The 19,407-nt window shown below is 63.1% G+C and carries 16 protein-coding genes; 7 read left to right on the plus strand and 9 right to left on the minus strand.

The window, feature by feature from the left end:
- Positions 1-21 precede the first annotated feature (21 nt).
- The 3 genes from N2A98_RS14720 to N2A98_RS14730 all read right to left on the minus strand — a co-directional run bounded on the left by N2A98_RS14720 (position 22) and on the right by N2A98_RS14730 (position 3,573).
- Positions 22-1,860 (minus strand): amidohydrolase, encoded by a 1,839-nt coding sequence (locus tag N2A98_RS14720; protein ID WP_034134486.1) that lies wholly within the window; start codon positions 1,858-1,860, stop codon positions 22-24.
- Positions 1,857-2,447, minus strand: coding sequence for an antibiotic biosynthesis monooxygenase (locus tag N2A98_RS14725; protein ID WP_034134487.1), 591 nt, complete (start codon positions 2,445-2,447; stop codon positions 1,857-1,859). Before N2A98_RS14725 ends, N2A98_RS14720 begins: the two co-directional genes overlap by 4 nt.
- A gap of 217 nt (positions 2,448-2,664) precedes the next feature.
- Positions 2,665-3,573, minus strand: coding sequence for a LysR family transcriptional regulator (locus N2A98_RS14730; protein ID WP_003191909.1), 909 nt, complete (start codon positions 3,571-3,573; stop codon positions 2,665-2,667).
- A 205-nt stretch (positions 3,574-3,778) separates the two neighbouring features.
- Here N2A98_RS14730 and N2A98_RS14735 point away from each other — a divergent pair, with 205 nt between their 5' ends.
- Together N2A98_RS14735 and N2A98_RS14740 are read left to right on the plus strand one after the other, a co-directional pair.
- Positions 3,779-4,177 (plus strand): AraC family transcriptional regulator, encoded by a 399-nt coding sequence (locus tag N2A98_RS14735; protein WP_003191911.1) that lies wholly within the window; start codon positions 3,779-3,781, stop codon positions 4,175-4,177.
- A gap of 58 nt (positions 4,178-4,235) precedes the next feature.
- On the plus strand, positions 4,236-6,998 hold the full coding sequence (locus tag N2A98_RS14740; RefSeq protein ID WP_275622204.1) for a winged helix-turn-helix domain-containing protein: 2,763 nt from the start codon (positions 4,236-4,238) through the stop codon (positions 6,996-6,998).
- Here N2A98_RS14740 and N2A98_RS14745 read toward each other — a convergent pair.
- A complete protein-coding gene (locus tag N2A98_RS14745; RefSeq protein WP_044269572.1) occupies positions 6,945-8,393 on the minus strand; it encodes a winged helix-turn-helix domain-containing protein in 1,449 nt (482 codons plus the stop codon). The genes N2A98_RS14740 and N2A98_RS14745 overlap by 54 nt on opposite strands.
- Before the next feature lie 150 nt (positions 8,394-8,543).
- Entirely contained in the window at positions 8,544-9,494 is a 951-nt protein-coding gene (locus tag N2A98_RS14750) for a GlxA family transcriptional regulator (protein WP_038450439.1), read from the minus strand.
- A 181-nt stretch (positions 9,495-9,675) separates the two neighbouring features.
- Here N2A98_RS14750 and N2A98_RS14755 point away from each other — a divergent pair, with 181 nt between their 5' ends.
- Positions 9,676-10,398, plus strand: coding sequence for a pirin family protein (locus N2A98_RS14755; RefSeq protein ID WP_078803283.1), 723 nt, complete (start codon positions 9,676-9,678; stop codon positions 10,396-10,398).
- A gap of 121 nt (positions 10,399-10,519) precedes the next feature.
- Here N2A98_RS14755 and N2A98_RS14760 read toward each other — a convergent pair whose 3' ends face one another.
- Together N2A98_RS14760 and N2A98_RS14765 are read right to left on the minus strand one after the other, a co-directional pair.
- The gene (locus N2A98_RS14760; RefSeq protein ID WP_275622205.1) at positions 10,520-10,885 is read right to left on the minus strand and encodes a hypothetical protein; all 366 of its coding nucleotides are present in this window, start codon (positions 10,883-10,885) and stop codon (positions 10,520-10,522) included.
- A 589-nt stretch (positions 10,886-11,474) separates the two neighbouring features.
- Entirely contained in the window at positions 11,475-12,431 is a 957-nt protein-coding gene (locus N2A98_RS14765) for a helix-turn-helix domain-containing protein (protein WP_275622206.1), read from the minus strand.
- Positions 12,432-12,540: 109 nt separating this feature from the next.
- Here N2A98_RS14765 and N2A98_RS14770 point away from each other — a divergent pair, with 109 nt between their 5' ends.
- Complete coding sequence (locus tag N2A98_RS14770; protein WP_044274483.1) at positions 12,541-13,083, plus strand: thioesterase family protein; 543 nt, start codon at positions 12,541-12,543, stop codon at positions 13,081-13,083.
- 9 nt (positions 13,084-13,092) lie between these two features.
- On the opposite strand, the gene N2A98_RS14775 is transcribed toward N2A98_RS14770, so the two are convergent.
- Entirely contained in the window at positions 13,093-14,721 is a 1,629-nt protein-coding gene (locus N2A98_RS14775) for a PvdJ/PvdD/PvdP-like protein (RefSeq protein ID WP_275622207.1), read from the minus strand.
- A 142-nt stretch (positions 14,722-14,863) separates the two neighbouring features.
- On the opposite strand from N2A98_RS14775, the gene pvdM reads away from it, so the two are divergent.
- The 3 genes from pvdM to N2A98_RS14790 are packed head-to-tail and all read left to right on the plus strand — an operon-like array spanning position 14,864 to position 18,402.
- The gene (gene pvdM / locus N2A98_RS14780) at positions 14,864-16,213 is read left to right on the plus strand and encodes a pyoverdine-tailoring dipeptidase-like protein PvdM (RefSeq protein WP_275622208.1); all 1,350 of its coding nucleotides are present in this window, start codon (positions 14,864-14,866) and stop codon (positions 16,211-16,213) included.
- Positions 16,214-16,231: 18 nt separating this feature from the next.
- Positions 16,232-17,500 carry an aminotransferase class V-fold PLP-dependent enzyme gene (locus N2A98_RS14785; RefSeq protein WP_047711094.1) on the plus strand — a complete coding sequence of 423 codons (1,269 nt, stop codon included), beginning with the start codon at positions 16,232-16,234 and terminating at the stop codon, positions 17,498-17,500.
- Between the two features lie 29 nt (positions 17,501-17,529).
- Positions 17,530-18,402: a formylglycine-generating enzyme family protein gene (locus N2A98_RS14790; protein WP_275622209.1), complete on the plus strand. Its 873-nt coding sequence runs from the start codon at positions 17,530-17,532 to the stop codon at positions 18,400-18,402.
- Between the two features lie 109 nt (positions 18,403-18,511).
- Here N2A98_RS14790 and N2A98_RS14795 read toward each other — a convergent pair whose 3' ends face one another.
- On the minus strand, positions 18,512-19,339 hold the full coding sequence (locus N2A98_RS14795; protein WP_044274493.1) for a N(5)-hydroxyornithine transformylase PvdF: 828 nt from the start codon (positions 19,337-19,339) through the stop codon (positions 18,512-18,514).
- Positions 19,340-19,407: the final 68 nt, after the last annotated feature.

Consider the following 19,407-nt stretch of genomic DNA (forward strand, 5'->3'; position numbering starts at 1 on the left):
CCTTTGGGGATGGGGTGTTTTTCAAAAAGCAAAGCAGGAGCAGCCGAACGCCCCCCAGAAACCCTGGAAGTCGCTGACCGGCACGCTGGAAAGGCGCGCTTTTTCATGGCTGTGGGCATGCACGCCACAAGGGCCGCTGCACTGGTGAACCTGGGCCTGCATCGGCGACGTCGGGCGCCAGTGCCCTGGCACCTTGACCACCGGCGACCAGTCGGGCAGCACCGGTACCCGTGGCGGTGCGAAGTCTTCGAAGTCGCCAGCGCCGTACACGACCTTGCCGCCGACCACTGTCAGCACCGACTCGATCCATTTGATGGCTTCTTCCTCGACACTGAAAAAGTCCGCCGACAACGCGGCGACATCCGCCAGTTGGCCGACCTTGATCTGGCCTTTCTTGCCCTGCTCGGACGAGAACCAGGCGCTGCCGTGGGTGAACAACTCCAACGCGGTAAGGCGCGGCAAACCCTCGGCGTGCAGCTCCAGGCCGCCGACGGTACGGCCGCTGACCATCCAGTACAGCGAGGTCCAGGGGTTGTAGCTCGACACCCGGGTGGCATCGGTGCCCGCCCCTACCGGCACGCCTTCGGCCAGCATGCGCTTGATCGGCGGCGTGGCTTCGGCGGCTTTGGCGCCGTAGCGCTCGACAAAGTATTCGCCCTGGAACGCCATGCGATCCTGGATCGCAATACCGCCACCGAGGGCACGCACGCGTTCGATGTTTTTCGGGGTGATGGTTTCGGCGTGGTCGAAGAACCACGGCAAGCCATTGAACGGGATGTCGCGGTTGACCTTCTCGAACACGTCGAGCATGCGCGAGATGGACTCGTCGTAAGTAGCGTGCAAGCGGAACGGCCAGCGCTGTTCTACCAGGTGGCGTACCACCGGTTCCAGCTCCTGCTCCATGGTCAGCGGCAGGTCCGGGCGGGGTTCGAGGAAGTCTTCGAAATCGGCCGCCGAGAACACCAGCATCTCGCCGGCACCGTTGTGGCGCAGGTAGTCATCGCCCTGGTGCAGGGTGACGCTGCCGGTCCAGTTCTTGAAGTCGCTGAGTTCTTCCTTGGGCTTCTGGGTGAACAGGTTGTAGGCGATGCGCACCGTCAACTGTTGATCCTTGGCCAGTTGCTCGATCACCGCGTAGTCATCGGGGTAGTTCTGGAAACCGCCGCCGGCATCGATGGCACTGGTCAGGCCGAGGCGATTGAGTTCACGCATGAATTGGCGGGTGGAGTTGACCTGGTATTCCAGGGGCAATTTCGGGCCTTTGGCCAAGGTCGAGTACAAAATCATCGCGTTAGGCCGTGCCACCAGCATGCCGGTGGGGTTACCGTTGCTGTCGCGCACGATCTCACCGCCCGGCGGGTTCGGCGTGTCCTTGGTGTAGCCCGCCACCCGCAGGGCTGCGCGGTTGAGCAAGGCGCGGTCGTACAGGTGCAGCACGAACACCGGGGTGTCCGGGGCGGCCTGGTTGAGTTCTTCCAGGGTGGGCATGCGCTTTTCAGCGAACTGGAATTCGTTCCAGCCGCCCACCACGCGCACCCATTGCGGCGTGGGCGTGCGGTCGGCCTGGTCCTTGAGCATGCGCAAGGCATCGGCCAGGGACGGCACGCCTTCCCAACGCAGTTCAAGGTTGTAGTTCAACCCGCCACGAATCAGGTGCAAGTGCGAGTCGTTGAGGCCGGGAATCACGGTGCGGCCCTTGAGGTCGATGACCTGGGTGCCGCTACCACGCAGGGCCATGGCTTCGCCGTCGGTCCCCACGGCGACAAAGCGCCCTTGGTGGATGGCCACGGCGGTGGCGCGTGGGTTTTCCCGGTCCACGGTGTGGAACTGGCCATTGAACAGAATCAGATCGGCGTTCATAGGGTTTCCTTTACAGAGGCTTCAAGCCAGGGAGCGAACAGGCGGGTGGCCGCCGGCATCAGCAGGTACACCACCAGCAACACGATGGTCAGGGTGACCAGGAAGGTGGAGACCACGTAATTGGACAAAAACGGGTGCAACCGCAGGATCGGCCCCCAGATAAACGGCAGCAGCAAGGTTTGCGGCAGGATCACAAACAGGCTGACCACCGCCTGCTTCCAGCGCGGCGGTTTGGCACCGCCCTCGGCCTGGGGCGTGAACCAGAATTCGTTGGCCGCGCCGATTTCCGTCTGGTCGCCGTCCGCCAGCATCGGCGCGGCTTCGTCGATCAGGGCCTGGCGTTGCGGGGAGCCGAGCCACAGCTCAAGGGCGCTGGTGGAGCTATAGCGCAGCACGCAAGTGAACAGCGCCATGCCGTTTTGCTGGCTGCGCACCACGTCAACACCCAGGTGCCCAGGGCGTTCGCCCGCGATGCGCACGATGCGGCGCAACCAGGCTTCGTACTCGACTTCAAAGCCGGGTTTGACCCGGTGCTTGACGACCAGGGTGACGACTTCGTCGGGGCTGGTGTTGACGGTTGAATCCATGGCTGAGTGCTTCCCCGGGGTATTGAACGATGGGGAGAGTCTGGCCGTTGAGCGGTGGGGAGAATTGGATGTATGTGCTGTTTGGCTTGTTGCAGGAGCGAGGGGGACGCCTAGTTCTTGCTCGCGAAGAACCTCAACGATAACGCGGGCTTACTGGTTCAACGTGGCGCCCTCAGGTTTTTCGCGAGCAAGCTCGCTCCTACAATTACCGGCAAAGCTACGTCGCCCGGGCCATGTGTTCCGCAATCCTGCCCCTCAGCCATCGCTCCGCCGGGTCGTTGTCATGCACCCCGCTCCACACCATCGACAGCTCCGCCGCATCAATCGCAAACGGCGGGTCCTCGGCGCGCAGGCGTGTGCCTTCGGTCAACGCGCACGCGGCGTAATCGGGCACGGTCGCGATAATTTGCGTGCCCGCCAGCAACGCCCGTAACCCACTGAACTGCGGCACCGCCAGCACCACGCGGCGCGAGCGGCCGATGCGGGCCAGGTCCAGGTCGATATTGCCGCTCAGGTCGCCGGAGAACGACACCATCGCATGGGGCCTGGCGCAGTAGTCATCCAGGGTCAGCGGCGCCTCGCCGTCATCCCCGCGCAGGACCTTGCAGGGGATATCGCGCAGTTTCTTGCGCTTGGCATTGGCCGGCAAATCGGTGGTGTAGCTGACCCCCACGGAGATTTCACCGCTGGCCAGCAGCGAGGGCATCAACAGGTAATTGGCGCGGCGCACCACCACGATGATGCCCGGCGCTTCTTCGCGCAGGCGGCTGAGTAACGACGGAAACAGCCCGAACTCCGCATCATCGGACAGGCCGATGCGGAACACCGCGCAGCTGGTGGAAGGGTCGAAATCCTTGGCACGGCTGACGGCGCCCGAGATGGTGTCCATGGCCGGTTGCAGCTCCTTGAGTATCGCCAGTGCACGCGCGGTGGGTTCCATGGCACGGCCGTTGCGCAGCAGCAACGGGTCGTCGAACAAATCGCGCAAACGGCCCAACGCGGCGCTCACGGCCGGTTGGCCGATAAACAGTTTTTCGGCGACCCGGGTCAGGTTTTTCTCGAACATCAAGGCTTCGAAAATCACCAGCAGGTTCATATCGACACGGCGCAGATCGTTGCGGTTCATGGGCGCTATCCAAACGTTTTCCAGGGGGCCAGGGAAGCATGCACCGCACGCCAGGGATTGCATAGCTGTGCTGTCTTTTCCAGCACCGCACCTGGCGAAATTAACAACGATTAACTCGTCAGCCAGGCAGCCCGGCAACAAGATGAAGCGCGTCTACACTGCACCCATCCACCGGGAACGTTCCCATCGACTGCGGATATTTGTCATGGCCCGACTCGAGCAATATGCCCCCCGGTTGCCCGCCACCGGTGGCCTGTGCCCCCGGCGTGAGCGCATCGCCAAGCAACTGATCCTTGCCAACCTCGGCGAAAGCCTGGCGATCGCCGACCTGGCCCAGGCCTGCGCCTTGTCGCGCAGCCACTTTTCCCGCGCCTTCAAGTGCACCACCGGGCTGTCGCCCCAGGAATGGATTCGCCAGCAACGCATCCAACGCGCCAAGGAATTGATTACCGGCTCGTCCCTGAGCCTCACGCAGATCAGCCTGGAATGCGGCTTTTGCGACCAGGCGCACTTTTGTCATATGTTCACCCGCAGCGAAGGCGTCAACCCGATGACCTGGCGAAACCACCACTCGCGCAGCAAACCTGATGTGATCGCTGCCTAGTGGTCTGCGCGCACCTGGAATATGCTGGCCGCTCTCTTCCTCCAGAACCTGGGCAGCCATGAATGACTTGAGCGACCAGGCCGTGCATTTCGGCCCCTACCGCATCCACCCGCGCCAGCGCCTGGTGCTGGAGGCCGGCCGCCCGCTGCGCCTGGGGCGGCGGGCGGTGGACATCCTGCTGATCCTGCTGGAGCACGCCGGCAATGTGGTGAGCAAGCAGGAGTTGATCGCACGGGTCTGGCCCAAAAGCGTGGTGGAAGACGGCAACCTGCGGGTGCACATGGCGGCGTTGCGCAAGGCACTGGGTGACGGCCAGGCCGGGCAGCGCTATATCGTCACGGTCGCCCAGCGCGGCTACAGTTTTGTTGCGCCACTGAGCATCGAACCCATGACGCTGCCCACCGACGGTGCGCCCCAACGCCCCAGCCATAACCTGCCCCTGCGCCGCACACGCATGATCGGCCGCCAAGCGCTGATCGACGCCCTGGTGCAACAACTGCCGCAGCAACGTTTCATCACCCTGACCGGCGCCGGTGGCATCGGCAAGACCACCGTGGCCTTGCGCGTCGCCGAATTGCTGATCGGGCATTACCGCGACGGTATTCACCTGCTGGACCTGGCGCCGCTCAGTGCAGCGTCCATGATCCTGCCCAACCTGGCCGCCCTGCTCGGCCTGACACCGGGCGAAAATACGGCCCTGGCCAGCCTCGCCCGAAGCCTGCAGGCACGCCAGATGCTGCTGGTGATCGACAACTGCGAGCACCTGCTCGACGACATCGCCCTGATCAGTGAAACCCTGCTGCGCCATGCACCGCACCTGCACATCCTTACCACCAGCCGCGAAGCCCTGCGCGCCGAAGGTGAGTATGTGCAGCGCCTTGAACCACTGGCCTGCCCGCCCGCCACCGGCAACCGCGCCCAGGCCCTGGGTTACCCGGCCATGCAATTGCTGATCGAGCGCGCCATGTCCCACCAGGAGAGCTTTGCCCTGAGCGACGCTGAACTACCCCTGGCGATTGATATCTGCCAGCGCCTGGACGGCATTCCTTTGGCCATCGAACTGGTGGCCGCGCAAATCGAACGGTTTGGCTTGCCGGGCCTGTTGGTGCAGATGGAAGACAACTTTCGCCTGCTGACCCGCGGGCGACGCACTGCCCTGCCCCGCCAGCAGACCCTGCGCGCCACGCTCGACTGGAGCTTTGACCTGCTCACCGAGTGCGAACAAATCTGCCTGCGCCGCCTGGCGGTCTTCCGTGGCGGCTTCAGCCTGGTCAGCGCAGCGGCGGTGATCGCCGGGGAGCAAGTGGCCCCCGCCGAAGTGCTGGGCTCCATCACGCAACTGGTGGCCAAGTCGTTGTTGAATGTGGAGGCCAGCGATGACGAAATGGTCTATCGCCTGCTGGACATCACCCGCACCTATGCCCTGGAAAAGCTCAGCCAGGCCTGCGAGCTGCATGCCACGCGAGAGCGCCACGCTGCACGCTGCCTGGCGCTGATGGAACAGGCCCAGGGCGACTGGGACTTGATCGCCACGCAGCCGTGGATCGACCGCTATGCACCGCTGCGCGAAGACGTGCGCGCCGCTCTCGACTGGGGCTTTGCCGATAGCGGTGCGCAGTTGCTGGCTATCCGCCTGACGGTCAGCGCAATGCCCCTGTGGCAAGAACTGTCGTTGCTGCGTGAACACGGCGGCTATGTGGATCAGGCGCTGGCGCTGATCGATCAGGTCACCGCGCCTTGCGCGCAATTGACCCTGCAACTGCAATTGGCCCTGGGCAGCCTCTCCTATCACGCCATGGGCGCTGCGCCTCGGACCATTGCAGCATTCGAGGGGGCCGCACGTCTGGCCGAGGCGCGCCAGGATCGTGCCGGCCAGTTGCGTGCGGTCTCCGGGCTGATGGCGGTGAACCTGTGTGCCGGGCGCTATGGCCCAGCGCAGGAGCTGAGCGTGCAGTTCGAACGCCTCGACCCACGCAACGAGCCGTTGCTGGACCTGAGCGCCCAGCGGCTGCGTGCGCTGGGCCAGCATTACACCGGTAACCAAGCCCTTGCCCGGCACCACGCCGAGCAGGTGCTGCAGCGTATGTCCCAAAGCGGTCACGTGAACCGCTTTGCCCTCGGGGTAGGCGTGCAATACGACCAGAGCGTCGCCTCCTTGACCGTGCTGGCGCGAATCCTGTGGTTGCAAGGCTTTGCCGATCGCGCCTGGCGCACCGCCAGCCAGGCATTGGAGTTGGCGCTGCAGATCAACCACGGCACCTCGATCTGCTACACCCTGGCCCTGGCCGGGGTGGTGATCGCCCGCTACAACGGCGCCGAAGACGATGCCCAAGCCCTGCAACGGCTGCTGCTGGAGCAGTCGCACCAGCATTCGGTGCAGTTGTTCCAGACCTGGGCCGGGCATTACGCCGGTATTCTTGGCCACCCGGATTGGCAAGGCCTGGGCCTGATCCAGGACACCTTGATCACCTTCGGTACCCATGCGGTGGATGCGCCCACCCTGGAGCGCGCGCGCAGTGGCGCGGCGGGCTGGTGCGCCCCGGAGATTGTGCGGGTGTACGCCTTGCAGCTAGAGGATGAGCACGCCGCCGAAGCCCTGCTGCTGGAAGCGCTAGGCCTGGCGCACCAGCAAGGTGCCCTGGCCTGGGAGCTGCGCTGCGGCGAATCCCTGGCGCAATTGTGGCAACAGCAGGGGCGCATTCAGCTCGCCAGGGATTTGCTCGGTTCAATCCATGCACGCTTCAGCGAAGGCTTCGACACCCAGGATCTACTGCGCGTGCGCTGCCTGCTCGACGAGTTGCAGGACAAACGGCCGGCCTGAGAACGCGCCCAGGCAAGGCGCGTAGCCTTGCTGCAAACGCTCGACCTGACGCGGGTCGCGCAGTTGCCCCAAAGCGTAGCTGCGCACACAGTTGAGCAGCCGATAGCGCGCTGGGCCCAGGCCGGGCTCGACGCTCAGCAACGAGACGTTGACCAGGCGTGCCAGCAGGTAAGACAGGTCGGCATGTTCAAGCTCGGTACCGGCCACCATGTCACTCAGGCCAGGTAAGGTGACCGCCATCTTGAACAGGCTCAATTGCAGAAACAGCCAGCACTCCGGCAGGCTCAGGCGCTCGTAGCTCCAATCCAGGGCCGCGGTGAGTGAGCGATGACGTTCCACCGCCGTGCGCCGACCTCGGGCCAGCACTTGCAAGCCCGTGCGCACTTGCATTTGCACACCGCCGATGCCCAACGCATCCACCTGGGCGGCCGCCAATTCCAGGGCCAGCGGCAGGCCGTCCAGGCGCCGACACAGGTCGCGCAGCGGCGCCAAATCCTGGGGCCGCAAATTAAACCCCTGCTGATTGGCACGCGCGCGCGCCACGAACAGTTGCACCGCAGGACAGGCCATCGCCTGTTCGACATTGGCCGACGGCGACGGCACCGCCAGCCGAGGCACGCGCAGCACCCACTCGCCAGGGGCCAGCAAGGCTTCGCGGCTGGTGATCAGCACGCTGATGCCAGGCGCCGTCGCGCGCAGCGCACGCAGCAGCTGCCGGCACGCGCCCAGCAGCAGGTCGGCGCCGTCGAGTATCAGCAGCAACTGGCGCGAGGCCAGGCGCCGGCCCAGTTCGTTGAAACTGTCGGGCGTCGAATGCAACTGCAGTACCCTGGCGAGGCTGCCGAGCAGTTCGCTCGGCGCTTGCACAACGGCCATGTCGAGCCACCATATCCCGTCGCGATAACGCGGCAATGCCCGCTCGGCCAGGGCCAGGGCGAGTGTGCTCTTGCCAATGCCGGCCACGCCGGTGAGGGTCAACAACCGCTGCACGGCCAAACGCCGCGCCAGCACGCCCACCAGTTCATCGCGCCCCCACACCGGGCTCAGCCGCGCCGCCAGGTTGTGCTGAGGCAGCAGCGTCGGCAGCGCGTCCTGCGCAGGCGCAGCGAAGCAGTAACCGCGCTGGGGGTGATTGAGGATCCAGCGTTGGCCGTCCAGGGCGCGACGCAATGCGGCAATGTGCACGCGCAGGTTGCTCTCTTCGACGACGCTGTTGGGCCACACCCGCTCGATCAAGGTCGCCTTGCTGATGAAATGCCCGGGCGCTTCGAGCAGTACCGCAAGAATATCCAAGGCTCGCCCGCCCAGCGGTACCGGCCAGCCGGCCTTACTGACCAGGCGCTGCTGCCGATGAAAGGTGTAGGGGCCAAAGCTCACCGCCGTAGCATTTTGCATGTCCGTCACAGCGCTGAAACACCCGTGCTTGAGTGCCTGCGCATCCTTTTTCCATGGGCTCGACGCTATCTTGCCAGTTGGCGATGACAGGACAATGCTGGCACGGGGAGCGATACGGACAATCGGGTGCCTGAGACGGACATGCTGTCGTTAACTGAACTGTTGTCGGTATTGGGTAGGGTTCAAACCGAGCTTTTCGCTGAACAGAAAGCGCATATGCCGCACGCTGCCAAAGCCTGCGTGGAAGGCCACGGTCTTGAGCGGCAGGTCGGTGGTTTCCAGCAGGTGCCGGGCCCGGTCGATACGCGCGCCTTGCAGGAACGCCATGGGCGTCATCTGCACGTCCTTGGCGAACAGCCGCGCAAAGTGGCGCGCGCTCATGCCTGCCAGCTCGGCCATGGACTCGATGGTAAAGGGTTGATCCAGATGCGCCAGCACGTGGTTCTGCACGCGGGTGATCGGGGTCTCTTGCGGCGCCACGGCAGCAGTCATCGGGCTGAACTGGGCCTGGCCGCCCTGGCGTTTCATCACCACCAGCAGCACCTTGGCCACATCCACCGCCACTTGCTTGCCGTGGTCCTGGGCCACGACCGACAGGGCCAGGTCGATACCTGCGGTGACGCCGCCAGAGGTGATCAGGCGCCCGTCCTGCAAATAGATGCGATCGGTCTCGACAATGGCGTTGGGAAACGCCTTGATCAACCGCTCGGTGTAGTGCCAATGGGTGGTCACGCGGTGCCCGTCGAGCAAACCTGCGTGGCCGAGCACAAAAGCGCCGGTGCAGATCGAGCCAAAACGCCGAGCCCGTGGCGCCGCCGCTTTGAGCCAGGGCAACAACGCGGGGTGGCATTCGTTATAGGCGCCGGGGCCGCCCGGCACCAACAGCAGGTCATAAGCTGCCTGGGCCTGCTCCAACAGCAGGTCGGTCTGCACGCTCACGCCATTGGAGGCCTGCAACGGGCCGGGCTCGGTGCCGATGGTCAGGATCTGGTAGTGATCGGCCGCCGGCAGATAGCGGTTGGCAATCGAAAACACTTCCAGCGGCCCGGCCATGTCGAGCAGCAGGAAGTCCGGGAACAGCGCCATGGCCACGGTTTTCATAAGCGGGAAATGTCCATCGAGAAGGAGTGCGGCGGGCATTATGGCACGACTTTAACTGTCAACCTGAAAGAGACAGTTATTCTATTTTCATCTTCTTAATCAATCATTTGTTAACCATTAACCTTCTTCTCAACGCAAGCGCCCTGCATCTCGCAGCCCGCGCTCACTTGAGGACTGGACCATGCTGACCCTTCGCAAAGCTTCCGAACGCGGCGCCGCCAATCACGGTTGGTTGAAGTCGTTCCACACCTTCTCTTTCGCCAACTACTGGAACCCCAAGGAACAGGGTTTTTCCGACCTGCTGGTGATCAACGATGACCGCGTCGCCGCAGGCAAAGGCTTCGGCCAGCACCCGCACCGCGACATGGAAATCTTCTCCTACGTGCTCGAAGGCGCGCTGGAGCACAAGGACACCCTGGGCACCGGCTCAGTGATCCGCCCCGGCGATGTGCAACTGATGAGTGCCGGCAGCGGCGTGGCCCACAGCGAGTTCAACCATAGCCAGCGTCATGGCGTGCACTTCCTGCAAATCTGGATCGTGCCCAACGAAGCCGGCGCCAAACCGCGCTATCAGCAAGAGCATTTCACTGAAGCGCAAAAACGTGGGCGCTTGCAGTTGATCATCTCGCCGGAGGGCGCCAACGGTTCGCTGAAAGTGCGCCAGGACGCACGGGTGTATGCCGGACTGTTCGACGCTGACGAAAGTACCCGCCTGGAACTGGCGCCAGATCGCTACGCCTACGTCCATGTGGCGCGCGGCAGCATTGAACTCAACGGCCAGCGCTTGCAGGAAGGCGACGGTGTACGTGTACGGGACGAACGCCAGATCCGCCTGAGCCATGGCGAAGACGCCGAAGTGCTGGTGTTTGACCTGCGCCCCAACGAACTGCCGCAAATGCCATGACGGCCGCAGTGATGGTCCCGCCAACGGGACCATCGTTGGCGTCGATAGTCACCATCAGCGCAATGAAGTTCTCTTAAAAAATGCAACGCGTAACATCAAACCCATGCCAAACGGCACCCAACTAAAACACTCGGAGCACACCCTCATGAAACGCCAACTCTTGCTTAGCCTCGCTTTCTCGGTACTCGCTGCAAACGCTTTTGCCCACCCGGTTGTCGCTGAAGGCGGCGCGGATCGCCTGATAGAAACCCGCGTTGCCGAAGGTGGCGCGGATCGCCTGCAAGAACGCGGTTTGGCTGAAGGCGGTGCTGATCGCCTGCAAGAACGTGGCCTGGCTGAAGGCGGTGCGGATCGCTTGCAGGAACGTGGTCTGGCTGAAGGCGGTGCTGATCGCCTGCAAGAACGCGGTCTGGCTGAAGGCGGTGCTGATCGCCTGCAAGAACGTGGCCTGGCTGAAGGCGGTGCCGAGCGCTTGCTGAGCACCCACGTATAACCCCGCACTGTTGGCGGGACACCCCAAACCGGCCTGATCAGCCGGTTTTTTTTCGTCTTCAATTTCTATCACACTGCCCCCCCGTAACCACGATGCGAAGCGAGCCGCTCTTGATCTTGATCTGCTTTTGATCTCAGGCGCCCCGTTAAACCACGCTGGCCGGAATTCGACAGGGATTTGGGGGGTAAACCGGCAGGGATGCCGGTTTAGCCGCCCCGCGCCATGGATGGCGCGTGGCGGCGGCCCCCCAAATCACTGGCGGATTGCGGGCACACCGAGCCCAAGCGAGGTGCCGAGTGGTGGGGCGAGGACCTTTTGGTTACTTTTGGGTCCTTCCAAAAGTGACCCGCTGTCAGAGCGGAACCCTAGGTGGCCGTTACCGCAGCAATCGATATGTACACCATCCAACTGTGTTGACTGCCAGGCCGCCTTCGCGAGCAAGCCCGCTCCCACAGTTGGATCTTGGGGTGTCAGGTAGAGGGGTGTCGGCTGGTAGGCCGTCATCGCAGGCAAGCCAGCTCCCACATTTGGACTGCGGGGTGTCAGGTAGAGAGGTGTCGGCTGACAGGCTCCCACCGTTTAATCACGGGGCAGTCAGAAACTTCTTGCGATACGCTGCCGGCAGCATCCCCACCCGCTGCTGAAACAACCGCCTAAACGAATTACTGTCCTCATAACCCACCGCATACGTAATGCTATCGAGCGTCATCCGTGTCGACTCAAGCATCTGCTTGGCACGCTCCAGACGCAGGCTCTGCAGATAACCAATCGGCGTACACCCCGTGGCTTCCTTGAAGCGCCGCTTGAAATTACGCACCCCAAAGCCAAAGCGCTGGGCAACCTCGTCGATCACCAAGGACTGCGCAAAGTGCTGCTCCAACCAATGCTGCACACGCAGGATCTGCGCATCACCGTGGCTCTTGGGCAGCGACCACATCGCGTAGGCCGACTGCTCAGTGCGCCCAGCATCGATCAGCAAATACTTGCCGCAGGTATGAGCCAGCTCCGGCGAACCGAAACGGCGGACCAGCTGCAGCATCAAATCCATCGCCGCCGTAGCGCCGCCACAGGTGATCAGGCGATTGTCTTCGCAGAGGATCTGCCCCTCATCCAGGCTGACCTGGGCATATCGACGCCGGAAAAACCCGGCAAATGCCCAGTGAGTCGTCGCACGCAAGCCGTGCAATAACCCCGTCTCGGCCAGCATGAAGGCCGCCGTGCACATCGAAGCCAACACAGCGCCCTGCCCATGTTGCTCACGCAACCAGGGGCCGTAGGCGGCGAACGTCGGCAGGGCTTCCTTGAGGGTAAAGAGAAACCCGGGAATCAGCACCAGGTCGGTGTGCGCGATCTGCGCCAGTGAACCGTGCACCTGCAGGCATTGCCCACCCCATACCGTCACCGGCTGGCCGTCCAGAGACGCGAGCGTCACCTCGAAGGGTGGGCTTTGCGCGAACAGATTGGCCGCACTGAGCATTTCCATGGCCAGGGTGGCACTGGCAGCGGAACACTGATCCGCCAGGAGCAAGGTGACATGCATGTAAAAACTCCGGCTTGCACTTTTCGCATGTAATAAGTCATTTACGCATCTACCTTAGCCGATTCCGCCCCCGTACAGTGCGGCCATTAATCAACTGTCTGGCGTTTTTATGAATCTCTGGTTTCGATTACTGCTCATGCTGTTGCGCCGCCCCTGGCGCAAACCGGTTCACGGCCTGGCCACCACGGTGGTGCGCATGCGCGTCTGGCCGCTGGACCTGGACCTGAACCGGCATGTCACCAATGGCCGGTATTTCACCCTGGCCGATGTGGCACGCATGGATTTTGTGCTGCGCACGGGCGCCTTTCGCGTGGCGCTGCGTCACAAGGCTATGCCGATAGTCGGCGATACCTGGGGCAAGTTCCGTCGGGAATTGAAGCTGTTTGAGGCATTCGACGTGCACACCCGCATTCTCGGCTGGGACCACAAGTGGAACCTGATGGAGCACCGCTTTGTCAGCAATGGGCGGGTGGTCGGCGTGGTGGTGATGCGCGGGCTGTTTCGCTCCGCCAAGGGCACCCTGCCCCCGGCTGAATTTATTCGCGAACTGGGCTTGGACGACACTTCACCGCCGATGCCGCAATGGTTGAGCGACTGGGCACGCAGTTGCGATGAGATGAGTGCGCAATTGCGCGAGGAAGAGCAGGTTTAAAAACCCCGGCTAAGCCTCGCGTTTGAGCTTCAAATGCCGCGCATACCATGGCCGCTGCGGTACACGTTTGAACAGGCCCTTGAGCAGCTCTTCATCGGCACCGAAGGTAATGCGCAGGGCCAGCTTCATGATCTCCGGATCCATTTCCATCGAACGCCCCTGCTGCAGCCCCGGCGTGGTGCTGCAGCCGTGGGTGTCCGGGCCCAGCCACGGGTCACCTATTTCGACCCAGCGGCCTGGCGCGAACCAGGCCACGCCGTTGACTTCCAGTCGGCTCACCTCACCTGGGTTGAAGCGCTCGTGGGCACGAAACCAGTCTTCGATGCGGTCATCGATCCAGCCGTGAAAATGCCAGAACACCGGGTTTACATGGGATGAAAACGGGTCGCCCAGGAAGTCGTTCTCCGGCGCATACCAACGTGCGGCAAAGTCTGCGGGGTCACGGGCGAAGGGTACCGGGGCGCCGTTGGACGGGTCGCGGGGCACCGAGGCCCAGCGCATATGCAGCCAATCGTGCAGGCCCAGTTCCATTTCCGAGCCCAGTTGGCCCAGGCTCAACTTGGCCAGGTAGCGCGGATCGCGGTACTGGGATTCCCACACCTGAAAGTTGCTGTGGTAGGTCTCGGCCGCCTTGATATCGCTGACCCACTGGGTGTAGTCGGCGTCATCTGGCGCCGACCAACAGGGCGGCAGCGCGAAACCGTCGTGGTTGTCAAAGTAGCGCACAAAGCCCAGGCGATCGCGCTCCAACGGCGGTTGCGGCTCGGGGAATTGCGGCCAGGACGGCAAGTCCTGCATGGAACGTGCGGTGCCGAGCATGTGGCGGTGCATGAAGAAGAAGTCGATGCCAGAACCATTGCGGTCCTTGCGCTTGCCACGGGCGTCGCGCTCTTGGCCACGGGGCCCGGGCTGCCAGCCGATGCCGCGCAGGGCCTCGCGTTTTTCTTCGGAGAGTTTGTGCCATTGGTCACGGGTGGCGTGCCAGAGTTGGTGAAACAGCCGGTGCTCGGGAGAAATCAGCCAGGCCAGCAAGGTCGGGTCGAGGCCGATGCGCTGGCGGGCTTCGGGAAACAGTTGTTTGTGGGCGATAAAACGGTTGTCGCGTTCGGTCAGCGCCAGGGGCCGCTCAAGGTCGAGGATGTGCCCGCTGAGGGTGGCGCTGCCGGCATTGCCGAAATCGGCCCAGACTTGATCCAGGGTCATCTTGAATTCATAGGCCGGCACGGCGCCGGCGGAATCACGGTCGATCAAGCGCCAATAGAGCACGGTGCCCTCGCCCGTCAGCAGGTCGCCCAAGACGCGGTAGCGCGGCTCGCCTTCAGCGCGCAGCTGCTCGGCGGTGTCCAGGTAACCGCGCAGGCCACGGCCACGGGGGGCGATGTCCAGCAGCAACTCCAGGCCTTGCAGCGGCAGGCCCGCAAGGCCGGCATCGCGGCCTTCCAGGCGCAGGCTCCAAACGCCCCGCAGGGTGTTCGCCAGGTGCTGGCCTTGGGTGTCGGCGAGGTCGACCGTGGCTTCGCCGGGGGTGATGGGAAACGCTTCTTCCCGTGTCAACTCGCGATGGGCATAAAAGGCCGCGGGCACGGCTGCACCGGTCAGCGCCAGGCCTGCGATGAACCCACGTCGAGAGATTGTCATTGGCTACCTTAGGAAACGGCTTGATCAGAGCTAGAACGTTTGCAGCCCGACGAAATTTACCGCCCTGCCCCCGCCACCTAAATTTTCCCCGCCATCGCTCGTTCCTCCCTGATAGCAAAGGCCTCAACTGACTGAGATGGCAATGACAAAATCACGTTCGAAAAAGGCGCTGTATATCGGCCTGCCGCTGGCCCTGGCTATCGGCGCCGGGGCGGGCTTGCTGGTCTGGGATCAGTGGTTCAAGGGCAACGCCGGCTACCCGCTGGAAGTGATCAAGCAGGCCAATGAAATGCAGGATCGCCTGTTGTCATTCGACAGCCACATCACCCTGCCCCTGGATTTCGGCACGGCGGGCAATGAGGCCGACAAGGATGGCAGCGGCCAGTTCGACCTGGCCAAGGCTGCCCGCGGCCGATTGTCGGGTGCCGCGCTGACGATCTTCGGCTGGCCGGAAATCTGGAACGGCGCCAACGCCCCGCACAAGCCCACCGATGGTTTTGTCGAGGAGGCCCGCCACGAACAGGAGGTGCGCTACAAGATCATCTCCGGCATGGTGCGTGACTTTCCCAACCAGGTGGGCATCGCCTATACCCCGGACGATATGCGGCGCCTGCAGGGCGAAGGCAAGTTCGCGATCTTTATCAGCATGCTCAACGCCTACCCCCTGGGCAATGACCTGAACCAGCTGGACTTATGGGCCGCACGCGGCATGCGCATGTTCGGCTTCAGCTACATCGGCAATAACGCCTGGTCCGACTCGTCGCGACCGCTGCCGTTTTTCAATGACTCCACCGACGCCCTCGAGGGCCTGTCGCCTATAGGCCAGCAAGCGGTGCATCGCCTCAATGACCTGGGGGTGATCATCGACGTGTCGCAGATGTCGACCAAGGCCCTGGAACAGGTCGCGCAGTTGAGCCGCACGCCGATGGTGGCGTCCCACTCGGCGCCACGGGCATCGGTGGACATCCCGCGCAACCTCAGTGACAAGGAACTGCAACTGATCAAGAACAGCGGTGGCGTGGTGCAAGTGGTGGGCTTCCCCGCCTACCTGCGCCCCTTGAGCCAGCCGACCCAGGACAAGCTCAACGTCCTGCGCGCACGCTTCGACCTGCCGCCACTGCCCAACTTGGCCATGGCCTTGATGCCCGGCGATGCAATCATTGCCGCCTGGCCCGAGCAACGCTTCGGCCAGTACGCCAGCGCGCTGTACGGCATTCTCGAGGAAGAACCCAAGGCCACCCTCAAGGACCTGGGCGATGCCATCGACTACACCGTGCGCAAGATCGGCATCGATCATGTCGGTATTGCCTCGGACTTCAACGACGGCGGCGGCCTCCAGGGCTGGGAGAACGTCGGCGAGGTGCGCAACGTCACCGCCGAACTGATCCAACGCGGCTACTCCGAAGCCGATATCGCCAAGCTGTGGGGAGGCAACTTCCTGCGGGTGTGGGAGCAGGTACAAAAATCCGCCAAGCCATTGGCCAATCGCTAACTACCATGAAGTAAGTCCATGACCGACCGCCGCACATTTCTCAAGCAGGCCGGCGTCTTTGCCGCGAGCCTGCCGCTGGGCACCGCGTTGCTGCCTCAGGCAGTGGCCGCCGTTACGAACGACCCATGGACGGGATTGAAACAGCTGTTCAACCAGGACCCGAGCTACCTGCACTTTTCCAACTTCCTGGTGGCCTCGCACCCCAGGCCCGTGCGCGAAGCCATCGAGCGCTACCGCCAGCAGATCGACCGCAACCCCGGCCTGGCCATGGACTGGGACTTGCAGGAAACCTGGAAGCGTGAAGGCCAGGTTCGCGAGTGGGCCGGCCGTTACCTGAACGCCAAACCGGCGCAGATCGCCCTCACCGGCAGCACATCCGAAGGGCTGGCGATGATCTATGGTGGAATCAAGGTGCGCGCCGACCAGGAAATCCTCACCACGGTGCATGAGCACTACGCCACCGCGTTCAGCCTGGATTTCAGGGTGCGCAAGGAGCGGACCCAGGTACGTAAAATACGCCTGTTCAAAACCCCCAATCAGGTCTCGGCCGATGAAGTGCTGGGCAACATCCAGCGTAACATTCGCCCCAACACCCGCGTGCTGGGCATGACCTGGGTGCAGTCCGGCAGCGGCGTGAAACTGCCCATCGGTGAGATCGGCAAGCTGGTGGACGAACACAATCGCAACCGTGACGAGCCAGATCGCCTGCTCTATATCGTCGATGGCGTGCACGGGTTCGGCGTGGAAGACCTCGACTTCCCAAGCATGCAGTGCGACTTCTTCATCGCCGGTACTCACAAGTGGATGTTCGGCCCGCGCGGCACTGGCCTGGTGTGCGCCCGCGAGACCGAAAACAAATACGTCACACCAATGATTCCGACCTTCTCCGAAGACAAGGACTTCGCCACGACCATGACGCCCGGTGGCTACCACGCCTTCGAGCATCGCTGGGCCGCCGATGAAGCCTTCAAGTTGCACCTGCAACTGGGCAAGGCGCCGGTGCAGGCACGTATCCATGCCCTCAACACCGAACTCAAGGACCAACTGCTGGCCCACCCGCAGATCGAACTGGTGACACCGCGCAGCCCCGAGCTGTCAGCGGGTTTCACCTTTTTCCGAGTCAAGGATCAGGACAGCGATGCCGTCGCGGCCTACCTGATGAAAAACCGCGTGGTGGTGGACGCAGTGGACCGTGACGTTGGCCCGGTGATTCGCACCTCACCGGGCCTGCTTAACAACTCCGATGAGATCCAGCGCTTCATGACCCTGCTGAGCCAGCGGTTATGACCCCTTTTCCCTTTGAACGAGATGCTTCCATGATTCCATCCCAACTCAAACCCCTCACCGCACTGGCACTCACCGCCCTGTGCGGCGCCCTGCTGCCTGGGATGGCCCAGGCCGCCGCCCCACAACCGGGCAAGGTGTTCAAAGACTGCAAGGACTGCCCGGAAATGGTGGTGCTGCCCGCCGGCACCTTCACCATGGGCACGCCCGAAGACGAAGTCGGCCGCGAGCCCGACGAAGGCCCGATGCATGAGGTGACCTTCGCCAAACCGTTCGCCATGAGCCGCTTCCATATCACCGCCGGCGAATGGGACAGCTACGTGCGCCAGACCGGCGTCAAGATCGCCAATGGCGACGACCGCCCCGGCCGTGAATGCATCGCCAGCAAGCCGCGCTCCCCCCAGGGGCCACGTCAGCCGGCGGTGTGCATGGACATGGACGACATCAAGCAGTACGTGAGCTGGTTGTCGAAGAAGACCGGGCACACCTACCAGATGGTCAGCGAAGCCCAACGCGAATACGCCGCCCGCGCCGGCACCAGCGGCCCGTTCCCCTTCCCGTTCGACGAAGGCAAGGGCTACAGCATCGCCCAGCACGCCAACACCTACGGCCCGGCGGACGGCTACAGCTATTCGTCGCCCGTGGGCAGCTACCCACCGAATGCCTTTGGCATGTATGACATGCACGGCAACGTGTATGAGCGGGTGGCTGATTGCGAGCACCCGAACTACGTCGGCGCACCGACGGATGGCAGTGCTTGGGTGGAGCCCAACTGCGAGGCCTACCAGATTCGCGGCAATGACTGGGGCGAGGCGCCGGTGTTCTCACGCTCGGGCAATCGCAACAACATCTACCCGCAAACGCGCGGGGATTGGATCGGTTTTCGGGTCGTGCGCGAACTCTAATACCTTGTAGGAGCGAGCTTGCTCGCGAAAAACTCACAGACGCTGCGCTTATTCAGGAAACGCAAGTAATCGTTGACGTTTTTCGCGAGCAAGCTCGCTCCTACAGGGTTCAGCCTTGCTTGGCCAACAGCTCCAAGCCTTCATGCAGTGCCGGGAACAGGCTGTTGTTGAAATTGTTCCAGCGCAGCTCAAGGATGGTGTCCTCGGGCGAAATCTCGGTCTTGAGCACGTCGTGGAACACCTCTCCCGAATCGATGCCGTTATCCACGTAGTGGAATGACGCACCCGTCCAATACAACGGTTCGCACGCCTGCGTCGCTTTGCTCGCCCAGTCGGTGATCGCCTGCCCACGTGCGCCGTACAGCGCATTCCAGGTGGCGTACGCCCCACGGCGTTCGTACGGCGACTCGAGGCGGGTGATGCCCGGATGAATGTTCATGATGCGCCGCGCAAACGGCGCACCCGGGCGCACCAGCTCGTCGAGGATCACCAGCAAACCATCCAGCACCACGATGTCAGCCTTCAACTCCACCAGGGTGTCATGCAGGCGACGCTCGAAATCCTGCTTGCCGGCGACATGTTCGGCGCTGCCCCGTGGCAGGCGGCGATAGGTCGACGGCACGCTCAGCAGCAGGTCATTGACCAACGTGCCCTGCACACGCAAATCCGCCGGGTACAGCCACTGGCGACCCGGCTGGTAAGCAAAGCCATAGTCCGCCACCAACTGCTGGTCCCGCGGGTTTTGCTCATCGTCGTCATACACCACGCCCACCAGGTTGTAAGCCTCGCCCAGCGGCGTGTCGTTGAGCGAGCCCACCAGAAACTCCAGCACCGATTTCATATAGCGCTCGTGGTCTTTATAGGCCACCGGCTGCCCCGCCTTGTCGGCGGCGGCGTTTCTCAGGGACCAGACATACACCAGGTTCTTTTTCGTCATGTGTTTCGCTCTCGCTCAAAGGGCCACGCACGGCATTGATACACGTGCGCCTACAGAACAAGAACGAA

It is taken from the genome of Pseudomonas sp. FJ2-5-13 (genome assembly GCF_029201605.1).
GTDB lineage: Bacteria > Pseudomonadota > Gammaproteobacteria > Pseudomonadales > Pseudomonadaceae > Aquipseudomonas > Aquipseudomonas lactis.

What these genes read in the sequence shown, in the direction of transcription:
- N2A98_RS14720 (WP_034134486.1), bottom strand. Translation starts at nt 1,860, where the DNA reads ATGAACGCCGATCTGATTCTGTTCAATGGCCAGTTCCACACCGTGGAC.
- N2A98_RS14725 (WP_034134487.1), bottom strand. Translation starts at nt 2,447, where the DNA reads ATGGATTCAACCGTCAACACCAGCCCCGACGAAGTCGTCACCCTGGTC.
- N2A98_RS14730 (WP_003191909.1), bottom strand. Translation starts at nt 3,573, where the DNA reads ATGAACCGCAACGATCTGCGCCGTGTCGATATGAACCTGCTGGTGATT.
- N2A98_RS14735 (WP_003191911.1), top strand. Translation starts at nt 3,779, where the DNA reads ATGGCCCGACTCGAGCAATATGCCCCCCGGTTGCCCGCCACCGGTGGC.
- N2A98_RS14740 (WP_275622204.1), top strand. Translation starts at nt 4,236, where the DNA reads ATGAATGACTTGAGCGACCAGGCCGTGCATTTCGGCCCCTACCGCATC.
- N2A98_RS14745 (WP_044269572.1), bottom strand. Translation starts at nt 8,393, where the DNA reads ATGCAAAATGCTACGGCGGTGAGCTTTGGCCCCTACACCTTTCATCGG.
- N2A98_RS14750 (WP_038450439.1), bottom strand. Translation starts at nt 9,494, where the DNA reads ATGAAAACCGTGGCCATGGCGCTGTTCCCGGACTTCCTGCTGCTCGAC.
- N2A98_RS14755 (WP_078803283.1), top strand. Translation starts at nt 9,676, where the DNA reads ATGCTGACCCTTCGCAAAGCTTCCGAACGCGGCGCCGCCAATCACGGT.
- N2A98_RS14765 (WP_275622206.1), bottom strand. Translation starts at nt 12,431, where the DNA reads ATGCATGTCACCTTGCTCCTGGCGGATCAGTGTTCCGCTGCCAGTGCC.
- N2A98_RS14770 (WP_044274483.1), top strand. Translation starts at nt 12,541, where the DNA reads ATGAATCTCTGGTTTCGATTACTGCTCATGCTGTTGCGCCGCCCCTGG.
- N2A98_RS14775 (WP_275622207.1), bottom strand. Translation starts at nt 14,721, where the DNA reads ATGACAATCTCTCGACGTGGGTTCATCGCAGGCCTGGCGCTGACCGGT.
- pvdM (WP_275622208.1), top strand. Translation starts at nt 14,864, where the DNA reads ATGACAAAATCACGTTCGAAAAAGGCGCTGTATATCGGCCTGCCGCTG.
- N2A98_RS14785 (WP_047711094.1), top strand. Translation starts at nt 16,232, where the DNA reads ATGACCGACCGCCGCACATTTCTCAAGCAGGCCGGCGTCTTTGCCGCG.
- N2A98_RS14790 (WP_275622209.1), top strand. Translation starts at nt 17,530, where the DNA reads ATGATTCCATCCCAACTCAAACCCCTCACCGCACTGGCACTCACCGCC.
- N2A98_RS14795 (WP_044274493.1), bottom strand. Translation starts at nt 19,339, where the DNA reads ATGACGAAAAAGAACCTGGTGTATGTCTGGTCCCTGAGAAACGCCGCC.